This is a genomic window from Pseudomonas sp. NPDC096925, assembly GCF_044762545.1.
In the GTDB taxonomy this organism is placed as follows: Bacteria; Pseudomonadota; Gammaproteobacteria; order Pseudomonadales; family Pseudomonadaceae; genus Aquipseudomonas.
In genome coordinates this window covers 248,781-271,709 of the sequence record NZ_JBIWEM010000006.1, presented here as the reverse complement: position 1 = coordinate 271,709, position 22,929 = coordinate 248,781, and the positions used below count along the sequence as shown (strand labels likewise).

Annotated in this window: 22 protein-coding genes and 2 riboswitches; of the genes, 8 read left to right on the top strand and 14 right to left on the bottom strand. The window is 64.9% G+C overall.

The genetic code is table 11. The features are described 5' to 3' along the window. Positions 1-9: 9 nt before the first annotated feature. From ACIQYU_RS18565 to lpxO, 8 genes are all read right to left on the bottom strand, one after another. Complete coding sequence (locus ACIQYU_RS18565; protein WP_207833863.1) at positions 10-798, bottom strand: ABC transporter ATP-binding protein; 789 nt, start codon at positions 796-798, stop codon at positions 10-12. Beyond that, a complete protein-coding gene (locus ACIQYU_RS18560) occupies positions 795-1,808 on the bottom strand; it encodes an iron ABC transporter permease (RefSeq protein ID WP_233687772.1) in 1,014 nt (337 codons plus the stop codon). The genes ACIQYU_RS18565 and ACIQYU_RS18560 overlap by 4 nt, the downstream gene beginning before the upstream one ends. Further along, positions 1,808-2,818, bottom strand: a complete 1,011-nt coding sequence (locus ACIQYU_RS18555) for an ABC transporter substrate-binding protein (RefSeq protein ID WP_402801391.1) — start codon at positions 2,816-2,818, stop codon at positions 1,808-1,810. Before ACIQYU_RS18555 ends, ACIQYU_RS18560 begins: the two co-directional genes overlap by 1 nt. A 110-nt stretch (positions 2,819-2,928) precedes the next feature. Continuing rightward, positions 2,929-3,126, bottom strand: a riboswitch (cobalamin riboswitch). A 28-nt stretch (positions 3,127-3,154) separates the two neighbouring features. Beyond that, positions 3,155-4,321: a DUF1624 domain-containing protein gene (locus tag ACIQYU_RS18550; protein ID WP_402801388.1), complete on the bottom strand. Its 1,167-nt coding sequence runs from the start codon at positions 4,319-4,321 to the stop codon at positions 3,155-3,157. A gap of 202 nt (positions 4,322-4,523) precedes the next feature. Next, positions 4,524-6,650, bottom strand: coding sequence for a TonB-dependent receptor (locus ACIQYU_RS18545; protein ID WP_402801385.1), 2,127 nt, complete (start codon positions 6,648-6,650; stop codon positions 4,524-4,526). A gap of 108 nt (positions 6,651-6,758) precedes the next feature. Further along, positions 6,759-6,967: riboswitch (cobalamin riboswitch) on the bottom strand. Between the two features lie 174 nt (positions 6,968-7,141). Beyond that, positions 7,142-7,711, bottom strand: a complete 570-nt coding sequence (locus ACIQYU_RS18540; protein WP_063915069.1) for a GNAT family N-acetyltransferase — start codon at positions 7,709-7,711, stop codon at positions 7,142-7,144. Between the two features lie 78 nt (positions 7,712-7,789). Further along, positions 7,790-8,134, bottom strand: a complete 345-nt coding sequence (locus ACIQYU_RS18535; protein ID WP_013973174.1) for a carboxymuconolactone decarboxylase family protein — start codon at positions 8,132-8,134, stop codon at positions 7,790-7,792. 119 nt (positions 8,135-8,253) lie between these two features. Further along, the gene (gene lpxO, locus ACIQYU_RS18530; RefSeq protein WP_063915068.1) at positions 8,254-9,153 is read right to left on the bottom strand and encodes a lipid A hydroxylase LpxO; all 900 of its coding nucleotides are present in this window, start codon (positions 9,151-9,153) and stop codon (positions 8,254-8,256) included. Positions 9,154-9,311: 158 nt separating this feature from the next. Between lpxO and thpR the strand changes: the two genes are divergently transcribed. Then, positions 9,312-9,857, top strand: coding sequence for an RNA 2',3'-cyclic phosphodiesterase (thpR, locus tag ACIQYU_RS18525; RefSeq protein ID WP_207833854.1), 546 nt, complete (start codon positions 9,312-9,314; stop codon positions 9,855-9,857). A gap of 1 nt (position 9,858) precedes the next feature. Here thpR and ACIQYU_RS18520 read toward each other — a convergent pair whose 3' ends face one another. Continuing rightward, positions 9,859-10,455, bottom strand: coding sequence for an NAD(P)H-dependent oxidoreductase (locus ACIQYU_RS18520; protein WP_207833843.1), 597 nt, complete (start codon positions 10,453-10,455; stop codon positions 9,859-9,861). Between the two features lie 93 nt (positions 10,456-10,548). Between ACIQYU_RS18520 and ACIQYU_RS18515 the strand changes: the two genes are divergently transcribed. After that, entirely contained in the window at positions 10,549-11,145 is a 597-nt protein-coding gene (locus ACIQYU_RS18515; RefSeq protein WP_233687769.1) for a TetR/AcrR family transcriptional regulator, read from the top strand. A 48-nt stretch (positions 11,146-11,193) separates the two neighbouring features. On the opposite strand, the gene ACIQYU_RS18510 is transcribed toward ACIQYU_RS18515, so the two are convergent. Continuing rightward, complete coding sequence (locus ACIQYU_RS18510) at positions 11,194-12,099, bottom strand: AraC family transcriptional regulator (RefSeq protein ID WP_063915064.1); 906 nt, start codon at positions 12,097-12,099, stop codon at positions 11,194-11,196. Between the two features lie 180 nt (positions 12,100-12,279). Between ACIQYU_RS18510 and calA the strand changes: the two genes are divergently transcribed. Continuing rightward, complete coding sequence (gene calA, locus ACIQYU_RS18505) at positions 12,280-13,332, top strand: vanillin reductase (RefSeq protein WP_402801377.1); 1,053 nt, start codon at positions 12,280-12,282, stop codon at positions 13,330-13,332. Positions 13,333-13,471: 139 nt separating this feature from the next. Here the strand turns inward: calA and ACIQYU_RS18500 are convergent, their stop codons facing one another. Then, the gene (locus tag ACIQYU_RS18500; RefSeq protein ID WP_207833838.1) at positions 13,472-14,788 is read right to left on the bottom strand and encodes a hypothetical protein; all 1,317 of its coding nucleotides are present in this window, start codon (positions 14,786-14,788) and stop codon (positions 13,472-13,474) included. 208 nt (positions 14,789-14,996) lie between these two features. Between ACIQYU_RS18500 and ACIQYU_RS18495 the strand changes: the two genes are divergently transcribed. After that, positions 14,997-16,211 (top strand): sugar transporter, encoded by a 1,215-nt coding sequence (locus tag ACIQYU_RS18495; protein WP_207833836.1) that lies wholly within the window; start codon positions 14,997-14,999, stop codon positions 16,209-16,211. A 155-nt stretch (positions 16,212-16,366) separates the two neighbouring features. Here the strand turns inward: ACIQYU_RS18495 and ACIQYU_RS18490 are convergent, their stop codons facing one another. Then, positions 16,367-17,290, bottom strand: a complete 924-nt coding sequence (locus ACIQYU_RS18490; protein WP_207833828.1) for a LysR family transcriptional regulator — start codon at positions 17,288-17,290, stop codon at positions 16,367-16,369. A 103-nt stretch (positions 17,291-17,393) separates the two neighbouring features. Between ACIQYU_RS18490 and nfsB the strand changes: the two genes are divergently transcribed. The 3 genes from nfsB (at position 17,394) to ACIQYU_RS18475 (ending at position 19,030) form a co-directional block, all read left to right on the top strand. Further along, positions 17,394-18,047: an oxygen-insensitive NAD(P)H nitroreductase gene (gene nfsB, locus ACIQYU_RS18485; RefSeq protein ID WP_063915060.1), complete on the top strand. Its 654-nt coding sequence runs from the start codon at positions 17,394-17,396 to the stop codon at positions 18,045-18,047. A gap of 99 nt (positions 18,048-18,146) precedes the next feature. Then, positions 18,147-18,596 (top strand): antitoxin Xre/MbcA/ParS toxin-binding domain-containing protein, encoded by a 450-nt coding sequence (locus ACIQYU_RS18480; protein ID WP_063915059.1) that lies wholly within the window; start codon positions 18,147-18,149, stop codon positions 18,594-18,596. Further along, positions 18,593-19,030, top strand: a complete 438-nt coding sequence (locus ACIQYU_RS18475) for an RES family NAD+ phosphorylase (RefSeq protein WP_063915058.1) — start codon at positions 18,593-18,595, stop codon at positions 19,028-19,030. Before ACIQYU_RS18480 ends, ACIQYU_RS18475 begins: the two co-directional genes overlap by 4 nt. A 7-nt stretch (positions 19,031-19,037) precedes the next feature. Here ACIQYU_RS18475 and ACIQYU_RS18470 read toward each other — a convergent pair whose 3' ends face one another. Both ACIQYU_RS18470 and ACIQYU_RS18465 read right to left on the bottom strand, forming a co-directional pair. Beyond that, on the bottom strand, positions 19,038-20,192 hold the full coding sequence (locus ACIQYU_RS18470) for a cysteine desulfurase family protein (RefSeq protein WP_207833826.1): 1,155 nt from the start codon (positions 20,190-20,192) through the stop codon (positions 19,038-19,040). A 195-nt stretch (positions 20,193-20,387) separates the two neighbouring features. After that, the gene (locus ACIQYU_RS18465) at positions 20,388-21,314 is read right to left on the bottom strand and encodes a LysR family transcriptional regulator (RefSeq protein WP_063915056.1); all 927 of its coding nucleotides are present in this window, start codon (positions 21,312-21,314) and stop codon (positions 20,388-20,390) included. Between the two features lie 140 nt (positions 21,315-21,454). Between ACIQYU_RS18465 and ACIQYU_RS18460 the strand changes: the two genes are divergently transcribed. Next, on the top strand, positions 21,455-22,684 hold the full coding sequence (locus ACIQYU_RS18460; RefSeq protein WP_063915055.1) for an acyl-CoA dehydrogenase: 1,230 nt from the start codon (positions 21,455-21,457) through the stop codon (positions 22,682-22,684). The last annotated feature ends 245 nt before the right edge of the window (positions 22,685-22,929 follow it).

The following is a 22,929-nucleotide window of genomic DNA, read 5'->3' as shown; positions in this document are numbered from 1 at the left end:
GCTTCCTGTTCAGGAGGCGCGAAAACGCAAGATGCGTGCGCCGTCGAAGGGGTCGGTGAGGTAGTGGGCGTGCACGCCGAAAGTGCTTAGCAGGCGCTCGGGGTTGAGCACTTCGAGCGGTTTGCCGAGGGCGACCAGGCGGCCCTTGTCGAGCACCGCGACGCGGTCGCAGGTAAGTGCCTGGTTGAGGTCGTGCAAGGCCACCAGGGTGGTCACCGGCAGGGCTTGCACCTGTTGCAGCAGGCCCAGCTGGTGCTGGATATCGAGGTGGTTGGTCGGCTCGTCCAGCAGTAGCACCTGCGGCCGTTGCGCCAGGGCACGGGCGATGTGCACGCGTTGGCGCTCGCCACCGGACAGCGAGCCCCACAGGCGTGTGCGCAGGTGCAGGGCGTCGAGGTCGGCCAGGGCCTGTTCGACGATCGCGCGGTCTTCCCGGGAGAACGGCGCCAGCGCCGACAGCCAAGGGGTGCGGCCCAAGGCAACGGCGTCGAACACGCTGATCGCATCGAGGGTATCAGCCTGCTGTTCGACCAGCGCCAAGGCTTGGGCGACACGGCGGCGGGGCAATTGTGCCAGCGGCTCGCCCAGCAGCTGCACGCAGCCGCTGCCTGGCTTGCGCAGCCCGGCCAGCACCTTCAGTAGCGAAGACTTGCCGGAGCCGTTGGGGCCGACGATGCCGAGGGTTTCACCGGCGACAACGCTTAGTTCGATATCGCTGAGCACGCTATTGCCGGCCAGTTGCAGCCCCAGGCTCTGGCAACTCAAGGGGGCCATCGGTACAGCCGTCATGACCGTCATGGGCGCCCCCGGCGGCTGACCAGGATCAGCGCGAAGACCGGTGCGCCGAGCAGCGCGGTGACCACGCCAACGGGGATCACCTGGCCAGGAATCAAGGTGCGCGACAGGATGTCGGCAGCAATCAGAAACAGTGCCCCGCCCAGGGCACTGGCAGGCAGCAGGCGGCTGTGCCCGGGGCCAAGCAGCAGGCGCAGGGCATGGGGAATCACCAGCCCGACAAAACCGATGGCGCCGACGATGGACACCATCACGGCGGTCACCAGCGCCGCGCAACTGATCAACAGCAACTGGGTACGCCGTACCGGGATGCCCAGCGACGCCGCCGAGTCGGCACCGAAAGTGAAGGCATCCAGCGCACGGCGGTACCACAGGCACACCACCAGCCCGAACAGCGCCACTGGCACGGCCAGCCACACCGAAGGCCAACGCACGCCACTGAGGTTGCCCAGCAGCCAGAACAGGATGCCGCGCGCCTGCTCGGCGGTGGCCGACTTGGTGATGAGGAAGGCGGTGAGGGCGTTGAACAGTTGCGAGCCGGCGATCCCGGCGAGGATCACCTGGGCGTTGTTGCTGCCCGGGCCGGCTGCGCGGGCCAGCACCAGCACCAGGGCGAATGCTGCCAGGGCGCCGATGAAAGCGCCGCCGGACATGCTCAGCGCCAGGCTGCCCAGGCCCAGCAGGCCGACCAGCACCGCACCGGTCGAGGCGCCGGCAGACAACCCCAGCAGGTAAGGCTCGGCCAACGGGTTGCGCAACAATGCCTGGAGGATCACGCCGCAGATGGCCAGGCCGGCGCCGCAGGCCGCAGCGACCAGGGTGCGGGTCAGGCGGTAGTTCCAGATGATGCCGGCGTCGATCGGGTCGACCGGGTAGCCGGCCTGCCACAGGTGGTTGGCCAGCACCTGGCCGACCACGCCGGGTGACAGGTTGGTTTCGCCGATGGCGGTGCCGGCCAGCAAGGCCGCCAACAGGGCGACCAGGGCAACGGCGATGGGTAACAGGCGCATCATCACTGGGCTGCTTTGCCGCTGGCTAAGGCGGCGGCCAGCGTCTGCAGGCCGCTGAACAAGCGAATGCCGGCCTGCATGGCGTCGGCGTCGAGGATGATGATGCGGTCGTGCTTCACCGCATCCATGTTGCGCGTTACCGGGTCGCTGCGCAGGTATGCCAGCTTCTTCTGATAGTCGTCGGCGGGGTAGCGGCGGCGGTCCATGCGGGCGATGATCAGCCAGGTGGGGTTGGCCTTGGCCAGGGTTTCCCAGCCAACGGTCGGCCACTCTTCGCTGGACTCGACCACGTTGCGCACGCCGAGGGTGCGCAGCATGAAATCGGCGACCCCCTGGCGGCCTGCTACGTAGGGGTCGATGTGCAGGTCGGCGCTGGAGAACCAGAACAATGCCGAGGTGGTGGACAGATCCTTGCCGGCCAGTTGCGCCTTGGCGCTGTCCAGGCGGTTTCTGAGCTCGGCATTCAGGGCTGTGCCACGGTCCTGCACGTCGAAGATTTCCGCCAGCTGGCTGACGCTCTTGTAGATGCTTTCGACCTGGAACGCTTGCAGGCGGGTGCCGTCGGCGCCCACCAGGTTGTCCTTGCCTTCGCAGTCCGACGGCAGCAGGTAGGTGGGGATGCTCAGTTCATCGAACTGCTCGCGGGTGCCGACCGCCCCCTGGGCACCGACCATCCATTCGAACTGCACCGTCACCAGTTGCGGGCGCTTGCCCACTACTGCCTCGAAGCTGGGCTCGTTGTCGGCCAGGCGCGGCACCTTGTCGTTCTGCACCTGGTACTCGGGCAGCACGTTGTTGAACCACAGCGAGGTGGCCGCCAGTTTGTCACCCAGCCCCAGCGCGTAGAGCATCTCGGTACCGGCCTGGCCAATGGTGACCGCGCGCTCCGGCGCCTGGGCGAAGGTTTGCGGTTTGCCGCAGTTGTCGACCGTCAGCGGGTAGTGGGTGGCAGCAGCCTGGGCCAGGCCGGTGAGGCCGAGGCTGGCGAGCAGGGGGGCAAAACGGGGCAGCATGCTGGGCGATCTCCTATCGGACAGTTCGGGTGAGGAACGCACGGACAGGCATCGCCGAGCCCCCGCTGGCGGCAGGGGCAACACTGATAGCCAATCCTGGACACCCCGCCGGTTGGTGAATGTAGGCCGGCAGGTCTCCTGACTGGTGCGTCATGGCCTGGCTCCGCCTTCCCGGGTTGGTGGCCCAGTGGCATCGATGGAGCAGGCTCGGCACCTACAGTTGCGGGGGCAGTTCCGTTTGGCCCGAATTGGCGGGCCTGGGATTCCCTATTGATTCCGTGGTGGAAACCGGCGGCCGGCATGGTAGACCATCGCGCCGCCGGGTGAAAACGCTTTTCAGAAGTACTTCAGCCAGGTGATGTCGCGCCGCCGCGCCTTCAGGCGGGCGAACCAGCGTACCGGCAGGTACAGCGAAACCGCCAGCAGCACCGCCCCCAGCCACACCGCGGCGATGCCGTCGAAGCCGAAGTAGTCGCCATGGTTGCGGCCGAACAGCGCCACGCTGGCCAGGTACAGCAGCTTCAGCACATACAGGTGCAGCAGGTAGAAGAACATGGGGGCTGCACCGAACACCGCCAGGGCGCTGATCCAGCTGGCCTGGCCGGCGCGTTCGAAAGCGCGCAGCAACAGCAGGCCACAGCCCAGGGTCAGGGCCAGGAACAGCAGCGACGGTGGGTACTTGGTGATGTTGAAGAAGCTCATCAGGGTTTGCGTGAGGGTTGGGTAAGCGCTCCACGGCGCCTCGCCGTAGCCGTTGAGCAGGCGCAGCACGACAAAGCCCGGCAGCGCGATCAACCCGGCCAGCAGCAGGCGATGCTGGCGCTGGCCGGCCTCGCTGCCACGGGCGAACCACGGGCCAAGGCCGTAGCCCAAGGCGATGACACCGATCCACGGCAGCACCGGGTAGGAGGTGCGCAGGCGCAGGCTTTCGGAGAACTCAAGCCAGCCCCGGTCATGCAGGATTGCCCATGGCACGTGCAGGGCGGATTCGGCGCCAAAGTGCAGGCCATCGAGCAGGTTGTGGCCGGCGATGATGATTGCGCCCAAGGCGATCAGGGCGGCACGTGGCAACCAGACCAGCAGCGACAGGGCGATCATGCTGACGCCGATGGCCCAGATTACCTGCAGGTAGATGACGCTGGGCGGCAGCTGGAAGGTCCAGGCGAAGTTGACCAGGGTGAATTCCAGCACCACCAGGAACAGCCCGCGCTTGAACAGGAACGCCGAGACATCGCCGCGGCCCTGGTGTTTCTCGCCGTACAGCCAGGCTGACAGGCCGGTCAGCATGACGAACACCGGCGCGCACAGGTGGGCCAGGGTGCGGCTGAGGAACAGCGAGGGCTCGGTGGTATCGATGGCCATCGGGTCGCTGACCTGGCGGTGCAGGAAGAAGGTTTCGCGGACGTGGTCCAGGAGCATGAACAGGATCACCAGACCGCGCAGGGCATCGATGCTCTGCAGGCGCTGGGTGAGCAGGGTGGGGGTGGCACTGGCGCTTGTCATGAAAGTTCGCTGGTAGGAATGGATGTCAAATGAAATGTTATCTTATAACTAAATAATCATGGATTGGTAGATTTTTTGTGCTGCCTGCACCGGCCTCTTCGCGGGTAAACCCGCTCCCACAGGTACGTTACAGGTTTCAAGGTCTGTGATGTCCCTGTGGGAGCGGGTTTACCCGCGAAGAGGCCGGTGCAGGCAGATAGGATCAGAAGCTGTAATCCACCGTCGCAAAGTACGACCGTGGCATCCCCAACAGCCACTGCTGGCCACTGAACGCCGACTGCACATATTCACGGTCGAACAGGTTGTTCAGCTGCAACCCCAGCCGCACATCCGGCAACACCTGCCAGCCGATGTTGGCATCGACCACGGTGTAGCCGGGGGCACTCCGGGTGTTGGCGGTGTTGGCATAGCGCTCATCCACATAGCGCGCGCCAATGCCGGCCTCCATCCGCTGGCCGAAGCCTTTGCTCAGCCACAGGTTGGCGGTACGCCGTGGGATATTGGCCGGGCGATTGCCCGCACGGTCCTGTGCCACGCCGCCGACCACTTCGTCGAAATCGTCGTACCTGGCGCGCACCACCGACGCGTTGGCCGACACCTGCCACTGGTGCGCCAGCGCCAGTTCCAGGGTTGCCTCCAGGCCGTCGGATGTCTGCTGACCAGCCTGTTGCTTCTCGTGGGTGACCGGGTCATCCACCAGCAGCTTCTTCTTGACGATGTGGTAGGCCGCCAACGTCCATTCGCCACGCCCTTCCCAGAAGCGCTGCTTGAGGCCCACCTCGGTCTGCCTGGCTTCGGTCAGGTCGTAGTGCATCTGGTTGGCGCTGAGGCTGATGAGGTTGTCGACCCCGTCCTCGCTGGTGGAGTACTGGCCATACAGCGACAGGTCGTCGCTGACCGCAAACACCAGCCCGGCACGCCAGTTGCCACCTTGCAGGCTGCGGTCGCTGCGGCTGTCGACGGTCAGTTTTTCCTGAACGATGTGGTTCTGGTCGCGGCGCACGCCGGTAACCAGCGACAGGCGATCGCTCAGCTGCAGGCGGTTTTCCGCGAACAGGGCAAAGGTGTGGGTGGTGGACAAGGTTTGCGGGCGCAACGGCGAGGCGCTGTGGAACCAACCCGGTTGCGGCTGCCACGGGTCGACGTAGTCGCCGCCCACATCGTTGTAGGGCGCGTTGCTGTCGACGTTGAAACGGACCTTGTTGTACTCGGCACCGACCATGGTCTTGCTGGCCAGGCCGAACAGCGTGTGGTCGAGGGTGAAGGTCTGGCGGTCGCCGAACTGTTCCTGGTTGTGCTTGATTTCCAGGTAGCTGCCGCGCAGCAGCTGCTGGCGCTCGGCGTCCCAGCTGAAGTCCTCGGCGTTGCGCCAGTGCCGGCGGCTTTTGATGTAGTACAGCTGGTTGCTGGCGCTGAGGTGGTCGTTCAACGTCCAGTCAGTGTTCAGGCGGGTCCATTCATCGACGTAATGCTGCACGTCGTTCTGCACGTTGTAGTTCTTCTTGCGCAGGCTGCTGCGGTAGTGGCCGTCGATCAGCGGGGTGCCGTAGTAGTTGGCAGGCTCCGCATCGCCGCGGTCGTGGGCGAGGGTGAAGCTGAGGTCGTCGCTGGCATCGAAGCGCAGCGCGGCGCTCAGCGCCAGGCTACGTGAAGGGGTGCGGTCGACCCAACCGTTACTGGCTTGCTGGTTCAGGACCAGGCGGTAGCTCAGGCGTTCGCCGAGGCTGCCGCCGCTGTCCAGGCCAAGCTGCTGGCGGTCCCACGAACCGTAGCCCAGGCGCAGGTGGTTGCGTACCTCGCCGGCAAACGGCTTTTTCGGGATCACGTTGACTACTGCACCGGTGGCGCCTTCGCCATACAGCACCGAGGCCGGGCCGCGAATCACATCGATGCGCTCGACCATCCACGGGTCGACCGGGAACGTCTGGGTACCGGCACCGGTGTACAGGCGTGCGCCGTCGAACAAGGTCATCACCGAGCTGTGGCCGGCAAAGCCGCGGGCGGAAAGGCCCGTGCCGCCGTCGCCCGGGGAGCCGACGTAGCTGATACCCGGCGAGCGGGTCACTGCGTCCTGCACGGTGAGGTTGTTGCGCTGCTGGATCTGCTCGGCGCTGATGCTGCTGGTGCTGGCCGGTGTTTCCAGGGCGCTGAGGCCCAGGCGCGAGCCAGCCTGGGTCGGGGTGGCCAGGTCGATGGCGTGGCTGCCCTGGGTGTCGGTGATGGTCGTGGAGGGCAGGGCCAGGGGCTGTCGGTCAAGGTCGTCGGCCAGGGCCGGCAGGGAAACGGCCAGGCAGGCCGCCAGGGGGTGAAGCTTTAACATACGGGACATGTCGTTCCACTGCTGCAGGAATGAATGGATCCCGGTGGAAAACACGCAAAGGCGCACCGTGCCCACAGGTGCGCGCACGGATACCGGCCTGCGCCCGCCCACCGCGGGTTGCCAAGTGAAGCTCCAGGCCGGTCTCCGGGCTTGCGAGGGGCATGAAACCTTCACCTTCCCATGCAGGTGCACAGTGGTATCTCGAAGGGTTCGCTCGCTTACCGTTGCGGGGGCAGCGCCGGACTTGTCGTGGGCAACACGACGCACCGGCTTCCCGTTTCACCCTGCGCGCGGCGGCGCAGGGCACCTGAAACTGGCGGGCATCTGACCATTGAAACGTGGGGGCGTCAAATCTGGTGTGATCATTGGGAGGAGTTGTAGGCAGGCCTGGCCTCTTCGCGGGTAAACCCGCTCCCACAAGTAAAACACCGGCCCAGAAGCCCGTGATATCCCTGTGGGAGCGGGTTTACCCGCGAAGAGGCCAGGCCTGCGAGAGAAGATCAGCGCCCGCGCCGCCGCGATACCCGCGCCTCGATATTCTTGCGCCCGATCAGCAGCGGTGGCTTCTCCACCACTGGCTCATCCGCCAGCCACTTGTACATTACCAGGCAGTCCACCAGCCCCAGGCGGGCGTGGCGATAGGCCTTGGGCAAGCGGCCAACGGTTTCGAAGCCCAGCTTGTGCCACAACGCCACAGCCACCTCATTGGTGGCCACCACCGAGTTGAACTGCAGGGCCAGAAAGCCCTCCTGGCGCGCCTGTTTCTGTGAGTGCTCGCACATCAGCCGCGCCACGCCCCGGCCGCGTGCCGACTCACAGACCATGTAGCCGCAATTACCCACGTGCCCGCCAGGCCCGGCGGCGTTGGCCTTGAGGTAATACGAACCCAGCAGCTCGCCGTCTTCTTCGGCCACCAGCGTGCGCATGGGCAGCTCCAGCCACAGCTGGCGGGCCTGGTCGAAGCTCAAGGCCGGGTCGAATGCGTAGGTTTCACGGGCCTGGACAACGGCCTGGAAGGTGGGCCAGAAGCGTTCGAAGTCTTCCGGCGTCATGGGGCGGATGTGGATCATGCGGGTTCCTGCAAGGGCTGGGCCGCCCAGTCTGGGTGGCGCGGCGCCGTCGCGCAAGGGCGGCGACGCCAATTGCACTCAGCCGTTGGCCTTGCCCACCGCATCCATGGCCCGTGCCGAGTAGACCAGCGCGGCTCCGGCGTTCATCGCCACGGCAACGCCAAGCGCTTCGGCGATTTCCTCACGGCTGGCGCCGTGCTTGACGGCTTGCTGCGAGTGCACGGCGATGCAGCCGTCGCAGCGGGTGGTCACGGCCACGGCGAGGGAGATCAGCTCGCGGGTCTTGGCGTCCAGGTGGTTGGTCTTGGCCCCTGCGCCGCTGGCGGTCATGTAGCCGGCAACGGTATCAGGGGAAAGCTGCTTGAGATCGCCGATGCCGGCCATCAACTGCTTACGGTAGGCGTCCCAGTCCATCATGCTCATCGTCTTCACCTTGGGGAGGTTGCGAGTGGAGCTTTCAGGCTAGTCGAAGAGTGGGATGTGTGAGACTCGTACTTTGGTTGGTTGCGCGCAGGCCTTTGGGCTGCGCGCTCCCGCACCGGTCAGATGTAGATGAACACCAGCACCAACGCCGCAACGAATGCCCACTTCTCCAGGTAGTAGCGCGTGCGGTTGCGCTTCTTCAGCGCCTTGCCACGTTCGCGGATCTTGTAGATGCGGGTGAACAGCCGGTTGATGCCACCGGTCTTGTCGCCGGCATCGTTGGGTGCCGCGGCGGCGGCCATGACGTTGCGGCTGAACCAGCGGTTGAACGCGGTTGCCCAGCGGTACTTGAGCGGGCGTTCCACGTCGCAGAACAGGATGATGCGGTTGTGCTCGGTGGTGTTGGCCGCGTAGTGGATGTAGGTCTCGTCGAAGACCACGCCCTCGCCATCGCGCCATGAGTACTTCTCACCGTCCACGTCGATGTAGCAACCGTCGTCGTTCGGCGTGTCCAGGCCCAGGTGGTAGCGGTAGGAGCCGGCATACGGGTCACGATGGCGCACCAGCTTGGCGCCCGGCGGCAGGGTGGCGAACATGGCGGCCTTGACCGTGCCGATGCCTTTGAGCAACTCGGTGGTGCGTGGGCACAGGGTCATCGCCGACGGGTGGCTTTCGCCGTACCACTTCAGGTAGAAGCGCTTCCAGCCGGTCTTGAAGAATGAGTTGAAACCGACATCATCGTAATTGTCGGACTTCTTGATTTCGCCCACATGCAGCAGCTGGCGGGCCTCTTCGCGGATTTCCTGCCAGTGGTCCTGCAGTGTCTGCAGCTCGGGGAAGGCCTCCACCGGCAGGTAAGGCTTGGCCGGATGCCTGGAAAACAGGTACAGGAAGCTGTTGACCGGTGCCAGGAAGCTGGAGTGGTCGCCCAGCTGACGGGTCAGCTTGTGGCGAACCCGACCGCGCAGGTGAACATAGGCGATCGAGAGGACGAAGATGAGTACGAGTGCAATTTTCATGGACGTTTACTTGTCGAAAAATGGCCATGCGCCATGGCATGAGCCCGCCAGCATAAACAATCATGGGGGTAGTTTGTACTTATTGTTACGCAATGACGGGGCGACTTAGGTTTAATGCCCTGCAGCCTTGCGCAAACGTTTCATGTTCAGGAGTTCGTATGATTCAGGACGTACGCCCCAGCGGTACCCCCTTCAAGCGGCTGTTCTTCGCCTTGCCGGTCAGCGATGCCCAGCGCCGCGCGCTGGCTCAGTGGCGACGTGACTTGAGCCTGCGCAGCGGCAAGCCGGTGCCGGCCGCCAACTTCCATGTAACACTGCTGTTCCTCGGCGATGTGGATACCGCCCAGGTGCCTGCAATTTGTGCGGCAGTCGACCAGCTGGCGCTACCGGCCACGGCACCACGGCTGTTACTGGACCGCTTGCAGGTATGGCAGCGGGCCAGCGCCCTGGTGCTGGAGGCGCAGCAGACGCCAGCGGCCCTGTTGCAACTGGTGTACAGCTTGCAGCAGGCACTGCTGCCGTTGGGGGTGGAAGCGGCGGACCGTGAGTATCGCCCGCACCTGACGCTGGCCAGGGATTACCGCGGCCAGCCGCCAGAGGCCAGCAGCGCGCCGGATTTCTACCTCGCCGCCCGCCATTTCACACTGTACGAGTCGCGCAAGGGCGCTTACTGGCCGTTGGCGCAGTGGCCGCTGTCGAGCTGATTCAGGCCGTGGCCTCGCAGTCTGCGAACATCCGCTCACCCAGCCTGCGTGCCGTGTGCAGGTGCGGTGCCGGGTCCGCGTCTTCGCTTTCGTCAAGCAGGGTGGAACTGAGTACCTCGGCGCCGCAGTAGTCGAAAATGCCGTGCTCGATCTGTACGCGCATCGCCTCGCCATAGCCATGACGTTCGAAGGTGCCGCCATCGGCACCGGCGACACCGACCAGGTGCACCTTCATGCCGCGCAGCTTCTTGACGGTGATCCCCCCTTCATAGTCGAACGCCCAGCCATTGCTGAACACCCGCTCGACCCAGCCTTTGAGCAAGGCCGGCAGCGACCACCAATAGATGGGGTAGACCAGCACCAGCGTATCGGCGCGCTCGATGCGCGCCTGCTCCTTGAGTACATCCGCCGGCGGGGCTGCGAGCCGGCGGTGCACCGCATGGTCGGCCAGGCCGAAACGCGGGTCGAAACCTTCACTGGCCAGGTCGGCGATTTCGCTGCCGTGGCCGGCGTTGGCCAGGCCGTTGGCGATCTGCCGGGCCAGGGCATGGGTGAGGGATTGCGGGTCGTGATGGCCGACGACGATCAGGGCGTGCATGGTGGTCTCTCCAAGACAGGGATGCAGGATTACCCGGAGCGCTATATACTCAAGGTAAGTTACGTTTGGTAAGTTACTTTTGGTAGGTTATAGATGTCAAGCGATGATCAAGCCCGCTCGCGCAAGCGCCTGAGCCGCGACGAGCGCCGTCGGCAGTTGCTCGATGTGGCCTGGCAATTGGTGCGGGAGGAAGGCACCGATGCCCTGAGCCTCGGCCGTTTGGCCGAGCAGGCGGGGGTGACGAAGCCGGTGGTGTACGACCACTTCGAGACCCGCACAGGGCTGCTGGTGGCGCTGTATCAGCAATACGACGCACGCCAGACGCGAATGCTGGAGCAGGCGCTGGTGCGCTGTGATGCCAGCCTGGCCAGCCGCGCCGGGGTAATTGCCGAGGCCTACGTGGACTGTGTGATGAGCCAGGGGCGTGAGATACCGGGAGTGTCGGCGGCATTGGCCGGCTCGCCGGAAATGGAAGCGCTCAAGCGGGCGTATGAGCAGCCGTTTCTGGACAAGTGCCGCGAGGCGTTGGTCGGGTTTTCGCCCAGTGGCAACATTGGGCTGGCGGGCATGCGCCTGATGGTGGGGGCGGCGGATGCCTTGTCGCAGGCAGCTGCGGCGGGGGAGCTGGACGCCGGGCAGGCCAAGGCCGAATTGCAGGCAGCAATAGTGGCGATGGTCGAGCGGCAATGAAGCCTTGAGAGTGCCCGGGCTGCTCTGCAGCCCATCGCCGGCAGGCGATTACACCGGCAGGCTCTGATGCGGCAACTCATCCCCCGGGCTGCGGGCGAACTGACGCTTGTACTCGCGGCTGAACTGCGAGGTGCTCTGGTACCCGACCCGGTGCGCGACCTGCGCCACCCCCAGGCCTTCGCCGATCAGCATTTGCTGGGCTTTCAGCAGCCGCAGGCGCTTGAGGTACTGCATCGGTGCCATGTCGGTGCAGCGCTTGAAGTGCTCGTGGAAGGTCGAAACGCTCATGTTGGCGCGCGCGGCCAGCGCTTCCACGCTCAGCGGCTCGGTGTAGTGCTCGCGCAGGTGGGCAAGGGCGGCGCCGATGCGGGCGAAGTGCCCCTGTTGCTCCACCAATGCCCGCAACACGCCGGCCTGTGGGCCGCGCAGGGCGGTGTACAGCACTTCGCGTACCCGCGCCGGGCCCAGCACCTTGGCGTCCATTGGGTCCTGCAGGCAGCGCAGCAGCCGTTCCACGCATTCGCGCATCGGAGCATCGAGTGCCGCCGAGGTCATCGACTGCGGGGTTTGCGCCTGCACCGCGGCATCCGGCGCCAAGGCCATGCTTTGCACCAGTTCACCCAGCACGCCGCGGTCGATGTCCACCGCCACGCCCAGCAACGGCGCTTCGGGGGTGGCGAAGGTTTCGCACATGAACGGCACCGACAATGCCTGCACCAGGTAATGCCCGGCACCGTACTCCAGGGTACGCGGCCCCAGGCGCGCCAGCTTGCTGCCCTGGGCCAGGATCATCAGGCTGGGTTCGTAGATCTGCGGGCTGCTGGCCACATAGTGCTCCCAGCTCAGCACCTGCACCTGGGGCAGGTGCGTGGGCACGAAGCCCGGGCGCGTGGCGAGGCTGCGGATCAGTGCGCAAAGCGGCGCATTGGCGTCGACATGGCGGGTCAGTTGCATGATGGACCTGGGCAGAGAATCGGACAGTCTAATCATCGCAGAATGACGGCCCGGCGCCAGGCACTGCATGGCATCTTCGGAGAATCAGGCATGGATGCCGGAGAATCAGCTGTGGGCGAGGCGGCGCATGGCGCGCAGAATGCGCCGCCTGAATCGTTTCACTTCTTAGCGAGGCCCTGCATGTACACCGCCATCGGTTACGCCGCCCAGACCCCTACCAGCCCCTTGACCCCCATGACCTTCGAGCGCCGCAGCCCGCGCCCGGACGACGTCGCCATCGAGATCCTGTACTGCGGTGTGTGCCACTCCGACATCCACCAGGCGCGCAACGAATGGGGCATTGCCGTGTACCCCCTGATGCCTGGCCACGAGATCATCGGCCGGGTCACCGCAGTGGGCGACAAAGTGACCGCGCACAAAGTCGGCGACCTGGTCGGCGTGGGCTGCATGGTCGATTCGTGCCGCCACTGCGAAGCCTGTGCCAAGGACCTGGAGCAATACTGCCTGGAAGGGCCGACCATGACCTATGCCACCCCGGACCGGGTCGACGGCAGCAACACCATGGGCGGTTACTCCAGCAGCATCGTGGTCAGCGAGCACTTCGTGGTGCGCATTCCGGCCGGCATGGACCTGCCCAGCGCCGCGCCGATCCTCTGCGCCGGCATCACCACCTATTCGCCGCTCAAGCACCACGGTATCGGCCCCGGTCACAAGATCGGCATCCTTGGCATGGGCGGCCTGGGCCACATGGGTATCAAGCTGGCCAAGGCCCTGGGCGCCGAAGTGACCCTGTTCACCCGCTCCCAGGCCAAGGCCGAGGAAGCCCGCCGCCAGGGTGCCGACCATGTGATCGTGTCTACCGATGCCGAGCAGATGCGCGCTGCGGCGGGTCGCTTCGACTTCCTGCTCGACACCATCCCGGTGCAGCACGACCTCAATCCGTACCTGGAAACCCTCAAGTTCGATGGCGTGCACATCCTGGTCGGCCTGATCGAGCCGATCGACCCGGCGGTGCATGCGGCCAATCTGGTGATGAAGCGTCGGGTGCTGGCGGGGTCGTTGATCGGTGGTATTGCCCAGACACAGGAAGTGCTGGACTTCTGTGCCGAGCACGCCATTCGTTGTGATATCGAGCTGCTGGATATTCGCAACATCAACCAGGCGTATGAGCGGATGATTGCCGGGGATGTGAAGTACCGGTTCGTGATCGATATGGCCACTTTGCAGGGCTGACTGATGGGTTGCCTGTGCTGGCCTCTTCGCGGGTGAACCCGCTCCCACTGGTAAATCACAGCTTCCGAAGTCTGTGCAGTACCTGTGGGAGCGGGCGAGCCCGCGAAGAGGCCGAGACAGGTAATGAATACTGGATCTGTTACCAGGCCAATGCCCTGTCCCAGCCTTTCCAGAACAACCACCGCCGTACCTCGCCATGTGCCCCGGTACCGATCTGCCAGGCCGGCCGCCCGCTGTCCAGGGCAATCACCGAAACAAACCCGGCATGGCTCGCCGCCACCAGCGTACGCCCGTCGGCACTGATATCCAGCGCACTGATGGTCGACCCCAGGTAATGCTGCCAATGCTCCACGCCATCTTCGCCAAACGCCCGCAGGTAACCATAGGCATCCCCCACGATATATTCGCCGTCGCGTGCCACACCGGCATACACCCGCGCGCCATCCTGCACCAGCGGGGTGCGCGGGTCCTGGCTGTAGTAATCGGTATCCAGCCCCGGCAAGTCGGCCACCCTGACTGCCAGCGTGGCGCCACTGTAGAAATGGCAGGCATTGAGTATCAACTGGTCTCCCGCGCGGTTGAACAGCGCGAAGTGCGGGTACTCGCTGGCCGGGCCGATTGCTGCCACGGGCCTGAGCTGCTCGTCCAGCACCAGGTGACGGCTGCCTTGCTCGCCGACCACGATCAACTGGCCATCTGCCGACACCGCACCGTGCTCCATGCTCAGCCCCAGGTAGATGTCGTCCGGGTCGGTGCCTTCGTCCAGCTCGTCGAGCACCCGCGCCTGGTGTGGCAGCAGGCGGGTCGCGCCGTGGCGGGTCAGCAGGAAGATACCCTCGGCACTCACCAGCAGCACACGCTGGCCATCCGGGAAGGGGATCAGCGCGGTCGGCGTGGGCGGCAGGTCGAACGGCTCGAACGGGTAACCCGGCGGCAACCCCTCCAGCCCCGTGGGCCAGGCCAGGCGCAGCACTTGCGGGCCGCCCCAGCCATCGGTCACGCGCACGCCCTCGGCATTGGCCAGGGCGAAGTAGCGGCGGGCCGGGCAGCGGCCGAAATGATCGACGCCGATCACCGGGGTCACCCCGTGACGGTCGATGCGCACCACCTGGCCTTTGTCATGCGGCATGCCGATACGTGCCAGCAGGCTGCCGTCGTCCAGCAGCAGGACGTTGCAGATGCCTTGTCCGTTCTCCTTGATCAGCGCCAGCAATGGGTGGTGGGCGGGCGGCCAGGCTTCGCGGAAGGCTTGCTGCTCGAAGGCTTCGACACCAGGCCGGTTGGCGGCTTGCAGGGCTTCGAGCCAGGCATCGAGCAAGTGTTCGGTGGCTTGCGGCAGGGGTTCTTCGAGGTCATCCCAGCCTTGCGCGCGGCCCTGCGCGACATAGTCGTTGACAGCCTGGGCGTAGGCGGTGACCGCCTGCTGCCACTGCTGCTGTGGGGGCTGCTGGTCCATGAGCGGATCGGGCTCCTTGTTGCTGCATACGCGTTTCATACAAAGCGCGCATGGTACTCCTTCTACCCGCCTCGCGGTTGTGAGGCCCCGGCGTGACGCGTACCATGCCGGCATTCCTTCCAATAACAAAGCGTGCGTCGACACCCCGGCAAGCGGGTGGCTGGCGTGCGTCCTGTTGCCTTGTCTGCGGAGAACCGGTTTCCACCCCATGAACGGACCCACACCTACCAACATGCCACCCACGGCGGGTAGCGGCAGCTGGCTGAGCGTCATTGCTCTGGCCCTGGCGGCCTTTATCTTCAACACTACCGAGTTCGTCCCGGTGGCGCTGCTCAGCGACATTGGCCGCAGCTTCGACATGAGTACTGCCCAGGTCGGCCTGATGCTGACCATCTATGCCTGGGTGGTGGCGCTGGCCTCGCTGCCGATGATGCTGCTGACCCGCAACATCGAGCGGCGGCGCCTGTTGCTGTTCGTGTTCCTGGTGTTCATCGTCAGCCACTTGCTGTCGTGGTTGTCACAGAGCTTTGCCATGTTGCTGGTCAGCCGCATCGGCATTGCCCTGGCACATGCGGTGTTCTGGGCCATCACTGCCTCCCTGGCGGTGCGCGTGGCACCGCCCGGCCAGCAGGCCAAGGCGCTGGGCCTGCTGGCCACCGGCACCACCCTGGCCATGGTCCTGGGCATCCCGTTGGGCCGTGTGGTGGGCGAAGCGCTGGGCTGGCGCATCACCTTCCTGAGCATTGCCGGGGTGGCGCTGGCGACCATGCTGTGCCTGATGAAGTCGCTGCCGCTGCTGCCCAGCCAGAACTCGGGCTCGCTGCGCAGCCTGCCGGTCCTGTTCAAGCGCCCGGCGCTGGTGATCACCTATGTGCTGGTAACGCTGGTGATTACCGCACAGTTCACCGCCTACAGCTACATCGAGCCGTTCGCCCTGCACGTGGCGCAGATCGGCGGTGAGCGCACCACGCTGTTGCTGCTGCTGTTCGGCGGTGCCGGGGTGTTCGGCTCGTTGCTGTTCAGCCGTTACAGCGAGCGCTTTCCGCATGGCTTCCTGGTGGGTTCGATCGGCCTGCTGGCGGCATGCCTGTTGCTGCTGTTGCCGCTGTCGGGCAACTTCCATGTGTTCGCCGCGTTGAGCATGTTCTGGGGGGTGGCGATCCTCAGTTTCAGCCTGTCCTTGCAGTCCAAGACCCTGAAACTGGCATCCGATGCCACCGATGTGGCCATGGCGCTGTTCTCGGGTATCTACAACATCGGTATCGGCGGCGGCGCGTTGCTGGGCAGTATCGTCAGCAGCCAGCTGGACGTGGCGGATATCGGCCTGGTGGGCGGTAGCGTGGCGGTGGTCGGGTTGCTGCTGGCCGTTGTCAGCACCCGGCGGTTCCGCGAGGCGCTGGGCGGGGTGCCTGGGCATTCCTGAATGACCGTGCCGGTTTTTTCGCGGGCACGCCCGCTCCCCCAGGTACTGCATCGCTTCTGACGTTGATGCAGTACCTGTGGGAGCGGGCGTGCCCGCGAAGAGGCCGGTACTGGCAATAGAAGGCTCAAACCAGTACTGCAGCCCATGCCCGCTGTTCAGTCTGGAACGATTGTGCAGCCGTTGGTCAGCGCCCGGTTGCGCAGTGCCTCGAAGCGTTCGCGCAGCCACAGATGCAGTTGTGCCACTGCGGGCGTGAGTTGCTTGCGGTGCGGGCACACCAGGGTGACCGGGGCGGGTTCACCGAGGTATTCGGGCAGGACGATTTCCAGTTCGCCGGCCACGATGTTGGCGCTTACGTCCAGCCACGACTTGTAGACGATACCTTCACCCTGCAAGGCCAGGCGGCGGATCACGTCGGCATCGTCGCTGACCAGCGGCCCGCGCACCTGCACGGTACGGTTGCCCACCCGCCATTTGTCATAGACCCGGTTGTGCTGCATGTACAGCAGGCAGGCGTGCTGCTGCAGGGCGTCGGGCGTGAGCGGGTGGCCGTGGCGGGCCAGGTAGTCGGGCGCGGCGACCAGCACCCGGCGGTTCCAGTCGGCCAGCGGCAGGGCAATGTAGTTGGCGTCCTGGTTGAGGCCATAGCGGATCGCTACGTCCACCGGGTCGCGGTTGAGGTCGGCGATCTGGTCGGACAGGAAGAAACGCAGGTGCAGGGCCGGGTGTTCGCGGCGGAAGGCGCTCAGCCAGGGCAGCAGCATGTTGCGGCCCAGGTCGGACGGTGCCGACACTTGCAGGGTGCCGCGCAGGGAGCTGGGGTTGCCATGCAGGTCCTCACGGCCCTGACGCAGGCTCTCCAGCACATTCAGGGCGGTCGGCAGGTACAACTCGCCTTCAGCGGTCAGGCGCAGGCTGCGGGTGGTGCGGGCGAACAGGCGCACGTCGAGTTCGCGCTCCAGGCGCTTGATCGCGGCGGCCACCTGGCCCGGCAGCAGCTGTGCCTCGTGAGCGGCGGCGGTAAAGCTGCCCAGCACGCTGCTGCGGACGAACAGTTCGAGGTCGGCGATGCGCAGCATTTTCACTCCTGGGATGAAAGTGTTGCTGCATTGTGCCGGTTTTTCTTTTCTGCAGGAAAGATAAGATGCCCGGCAAATCCCCCGTTCATTCCCGGAGTTTTGCATGGATACCGTCTCGCTGGCCAAGCGCCGCTACACCACCAAAGCCTACGATGCCTCGCGCCGTATTCCCCAGGCCACTGTCGATGCTCTGCTCGAGCAACTGCGCCACAGTCCGTCCTCGGTCAACTCGCAGCCGTGGCATTTCATCGTTGCCGACAGTGCCGAAGGCAAGGCCCGCCTGGCCAAGAGCACCGCAGAGCGCTATGCCTACAATTCGCCGAAGATCCTCGATGCCTCGCATGTGATCGTGTTCTGCACCCGTACCGAGATGAGCGAAGCGCACCTGAATGCCGTGCTCGACCAGGAAGCTGCCGATGGCCGCTTCCGTGATGAGCAGGCGCGTGCCGCGCAGAACCAGAGCCGCCGGCACTACGTCGACCTGCACCGCTTTGACCAGAAAGACGTGCAGCACTGGATGGAAAAGCAGACCTACCTGGCGTTGGGTACTGCCTTGCTGGGGGCTGCTGCACATGGGCTGGATGCCACGCCGATCGAGGGCTTCGACAGCAAGATTCTCGATGCCGAACTGGGCCTGCGCGAACGTGGCTTCACCAGCGTGGTGGTTCTCAGCCTGGGCTATCGCAGCGAGACGGACTTCAATGCCGGGCTGAACAAGTCGCGGTTGCCGGCTTCGCAGGTGTTCACCTTCCTGTGAGATTGGGGGGGGCCGCTCTGCGGCCCCATCTTCCCGGTCGGCTTGCAAAATCCGGCATATGCCGCATACTTCTCGGTAAACGCCGGAAGGGAGAGCGCCATGCTTGCCGAAGTGCTTCGCGACAACGGTTACCACGAGTACCGGGCGCGCCTGCATGCACTGCTGGAAATCCCCGAACTCGCCAGTGATTTCGAAATCCACACCCGCATCACCCATGGCTTTGCCGCCACCTGGCTGGTGAAACTGACCGAACTCGGTGTGTTCACCCCCGTGGAGCGTGACCAGATCATTCCCCTGCGTACCCTGAAATCCCGCATCGAACGCGACCAGCCACTGACCGTGGAAGAAAGCGACCGGCTGTTCCGCTCGGCCCATATCACCGCCATGGCCGAAGCCGTCTTCGGCGAAGCGGGCAAGGCCAAGCGCTGGCTGTCCAAGCCCAAGGAGCGCTTCTCGGGGCTGACCCCCATGCAGATGCTCACCACCCAGCAAGGCACCACCCAGGTCGAAGAGATGTTGCTGCAGATCGCCGAGGGTTTTGGCCTGTGATTCTGTGGCGCATCAGCGCCTATGCAGATTTGAGCGGAACGGGCGGCTTGCGTATCAGCGGCCGCTGGCACCAGGCGGGCCGGCCAGTGGTGTATGCCGCCACCAGTCCGGCCGGGGCGATGCTCGAGGTGCTGGTGCACCTGGAGATCGACCCTGAGGATTTCCCCTCCACCATGAGGCTGCTTCGCATCGAATTGCCCGATACCGTTTCGCAAGCGCAGTTGCCCGTATTGCAGCCTGGCTGGTCGAGCCAGACCGAACTGACCCGGGGCCTGGGCAACCGCTTTCTGGATGAGTGTTCGGCATTGCTGCTGCCGGTGCCGAGCGCGATCATGCCCAGCACCACCAATTACCTGTTCAACCCGCGCCATCCACAGGCAAACAGCGCCAGGCTCGAGGTCGAGGACTTCACTCCGGACAGCCGGCTTTTCTAGGGCAGCTTCACCAAAGCGCTGCTGATGCCGCTGTCAGCACCCGGCCAAACACTTCTAGCGCCTTGTCCACTTCAGCCTCGTTGCTGAAACGCCCGATGCTCAGGCGCACGCTGTTGCGTGCCTGGCGCTCATCCAGCCCCAACGCCAGCAGCACATGCGAGGCTGCATTGCTCGCCGAGTTGCAGGCCGAGGTAGTCGACAACGCCAGCTCGCTGGCCAGCGCCGCACTGTTGAAGCCCTTGTTGTCGATACACAGGTTCAGCGTGTGGGGAATGCGCTGGTTGGCGCAGCCGTTGAGGGTGACGCCGGGCAGGGCCAGCAGGCCTTCGCGCAGGCGCCTGGCCAGTTGCTCGAGGCGCAGGTGTTCGCTGTCGCCGGGCTGGCCGGCCAAGGCAAAGGCGCTGCCCATGCCGGCAATCTGGTGGGTCGCCAGGGTGCCGGAACGCAGGCCCTGCTCATGGCCGCCACCGTGCATCTGCGCGCGCATCAGCGTACGGGCGCGCGGCCCGACGTAGAGTGCACCGATGCCCTTGGGGCCATACACCTTGTGCGCCGAGAACGACATCAGGTCCACGGCCATTACGCTCAGGTCGATGGCCAGTTTGCCCACCGCCTGCGCCGCATCCACGTGCAGCAGGGCACCGTGGGCACGCACCTGTTCGCCAATTGCGGCAAAGTCGGTGATCGTACCCAGTTCATTGTTGACCGCCATCAGCGACACCAGGCGGGTGTCGGTGCGTAACGCTGCCTGTACCGCTGCGGGCTGAATCAGGCCGGCGGCATCCGGTGTCAGGCGGGTAATGGCCCAGCCCTGGCGCTCCAGTTCGGCCACGGTGTCGAGCACGGCCTTGTGTTCCAGCTGGCTGGTGATCAGGTGCCCGGGCTGGCCGAGGCCTTGGGCAATGCCCTTGAGCGCCAGGTTATTGGACTCGGTTGCACCCGAGGTCCAGACCAGTGCATCGGCCTGTGCGCCGACCCGTTCGGCCACTTGCTGGCGGGCTTGCTCCACGGCGCGGCGGGCGGCCTGGCCGAAGGCATGGCCACTGGACGCCGGGTTGCCGAAGTTGGCCTGGCTGCCAAGGCTGGCGAGCATGGTTTCGATGACCCGGTCGTCGACCGGAGTGGTGGCGGCGTAATCGAAGTAGAGCGGGGCGCTAGGCATTGGGGCGGGTCCGTGTCTGTTGCCGTGAAATCGGCGATCGTTGAAGCAAGCGTACCCACTGCTGGAGAGACATTTTTCGCTTCCAGCGACTCTGTTCTCAAGATTGTTGAAAAAAATTTCGCTCTAATAAGTTATACATAGAATATTTTTCTCTTGGCCGGGAGGGGCTCACCAAAGGCCCCTCGGTAGCCCTCTTCAGGCCGACTCCACAGCCTTCTCTTCCTCGGCCACCACGCGTTCGCACAACTCGGTGATCTGCTCGCGCATCCAGCGGTTGGCCGGGTCCTGATCGGTGCTTTCATGCCAGTACAGGTGCGTTTCCAGCGCTGGTACCTCCACCGGCAGTGCTTGGTAGCGCAACTGATGGCGGCGGGCAAAGCGCTCGGGGACGGTCATCGCCATGTCGGTCTGCTGCAACACCTGCGAGGCCATCAGGTAATGCTGCGAGCGCAAGGCAACCTTGCGTTGCACGCCCATCTTGCCCAGGGCCAGGTCGACGTAGCCCAGGCCATTGCGGCGGCTGGAGATATGGATGTGGGTCATGCCCAGGTAGTTGTCCAGCGTCAGCTTGCGGTCTGCCAGTGGGTGGCCCTGGCGCAGGGCGCAGACATAGCGGTCTTGCATCAGTTTGACGTGGCGTACCTGCGGGTCGGTGTTCAACGGTGCGTCGATGGCGAAGTCCAGGCGGCCGGCGGCGAGTTCCTTGGTGGTCTCGCGGCGCTTGCACAGGAAGCTCTCGATCAGCACCGCCGGCGCCAGGCGGCGCAAGCGCTGGAACAGAGGCGGCAGGATCACCGCTTCGGTCAGGTCGGTCATGCTGATGCGGAAGGTCTTGTTGGCCTGTTGCGGGTTGAAGATGCGGCTTTCCTGCACTGACGTGCGCAGCAGCGCCAGGGCATTGCGCACCGGGCCGATGATGTTCTGCGCCATGGGCGTGGGCACCATGCCTTGCGCAGTGCGCACGAACAGCGGGTCGTTGAAGGTTTCACGCAGCCGCGACAGGGCGTTGGACACTGCCGGCTGGGTGATGCCGACGATCTGCCCGGCGCGGGTCAGGTTGGCTTCGGTGTAGATCGCATCGAACACGATGAACAGGTTGAGGTCGACCTTGCTGAGGTTCATGGGCGCCGCTCTTTGTTGGAATTATGGGGCGATCATATATCGGTTATGAATGTTTATACACGTGGAAAATAGACTAGGTGGATGGGCCCATGCTGCTCTAGGCTCTGGCCCATGTACTCCGAACCGTGAAGGTAGCCCCGATGGATTTCGCCTATTCGCCCAAGGTCCAGGCACTGCGCGAGCGCGTCAGCGCGTTCATGGACGCCTATGTCTACCCCGCCGAGGCGGTGTTCGAGCGCCAGGTCGCCGAGGGCGACCGCTGGCAGCCCACCGCGATCATGGAGGAGCTCAAGGCCAAGGCCCGCGCCGAAGGGTTGTGGAACCTGTTCCTGCCCGAATCTGAATACGGCGCCGGCCTGAGCAACCTGGAATATGCCCCGCTGGCGGAAATCATGGGCCGCTCGTTGCTCGGCCCGGAGCCGTTCAATTGCTCGGCGCCGGACACCGGCAACATGGAAGTGCTGGTGCGCTATGGCAGCGAGGCGCAGAAGCGCCAGTGGCTGGAGCCGCTGCTGCGTGGCGAGATCCGCTCGGCGTTCGCCATGACCGAACCGGACGTGGCCTCCTCGGATGCCACCAACATGGCTGCCACCGCGGTGCGTGATGGTGACCAATGGGTAATCAACGGGCGCAAGTGGTGGACTTCCGGCGCTTGCGACCCACGCTGCAAGGTGATGATCTTCATGGGCCTGTCCGACCCTGAAGGGCCGCGCCACCAGCAGCACTCGATGGTGCTGGTGCCCACCGATACGCCCGGGGTGAAGATCGTCCGCCCGCTGCCGGTGTTCGGCTATGACGATGCCCCCCATGGCCACGCCGAGGTGCTTTTCGAGAACGTGCGGGTGCCGTATGAGAACGTGATCCTGGGTGAGGGCCGTGGCTTCGAGATTGCCCAGGGGCGCCTGGGGCCGGGGCGTATCCACCACTGCATGCGTTCGATCGGCATGGCCGAGCGGGCGCTGGAACTGATGTGCAAGCGCTCGGTGGAGCGTACGGCTTTCGGCCGGCCATTGGCGCGCCTGGGCGGCAACGTCGACAAGATCGCCGACTCGCGCATGGAGATCGACATGGCCCGGCTGCTGACACTGAAGGCGGCCTACATGATGGACACGGTCGGCAACAAGGTGGCCCGCAGCGAGATTGCGCAGATCAAGGTCGTGGCACCGAACGTGGCACTGAAGGTGATCGACCGGGCGATCCAGATTCATGGCGGGGCAGGGGTGAGTGGCGACTTCCCGCTGGCCTACATGTATGCCATGCAGCGCACCCTGCGCCTGGCTGACGGGCCGGATGAAGTGCACCGGGCAGCAATTGGCAAGTATGAGATCGGCAAGTACGTGCCGGCGGAGATGTTGCGTAGCGGGCGGTGATTTTGCCGGCCTGTTCCGGCCTCTTCGCGGGCCTGCCCGCTCCCACAGGTACCGTGCCGCCTCCGAGCTGCGCGCAGTACCTGTGGGAGCGGGCAAGCCCGCGAAGGGGGCCCTTGACGGTTCACTGTGTCTTCAGGTCCACCCCCCGATCCTTGGCCGCCTTCGTCGCCAGCAGACTCATGGGCTTGCTCATCTCAAACTTTGTAAGAAACTTCTGAATTTCGACCCAAGCCACTTGAGCCTCC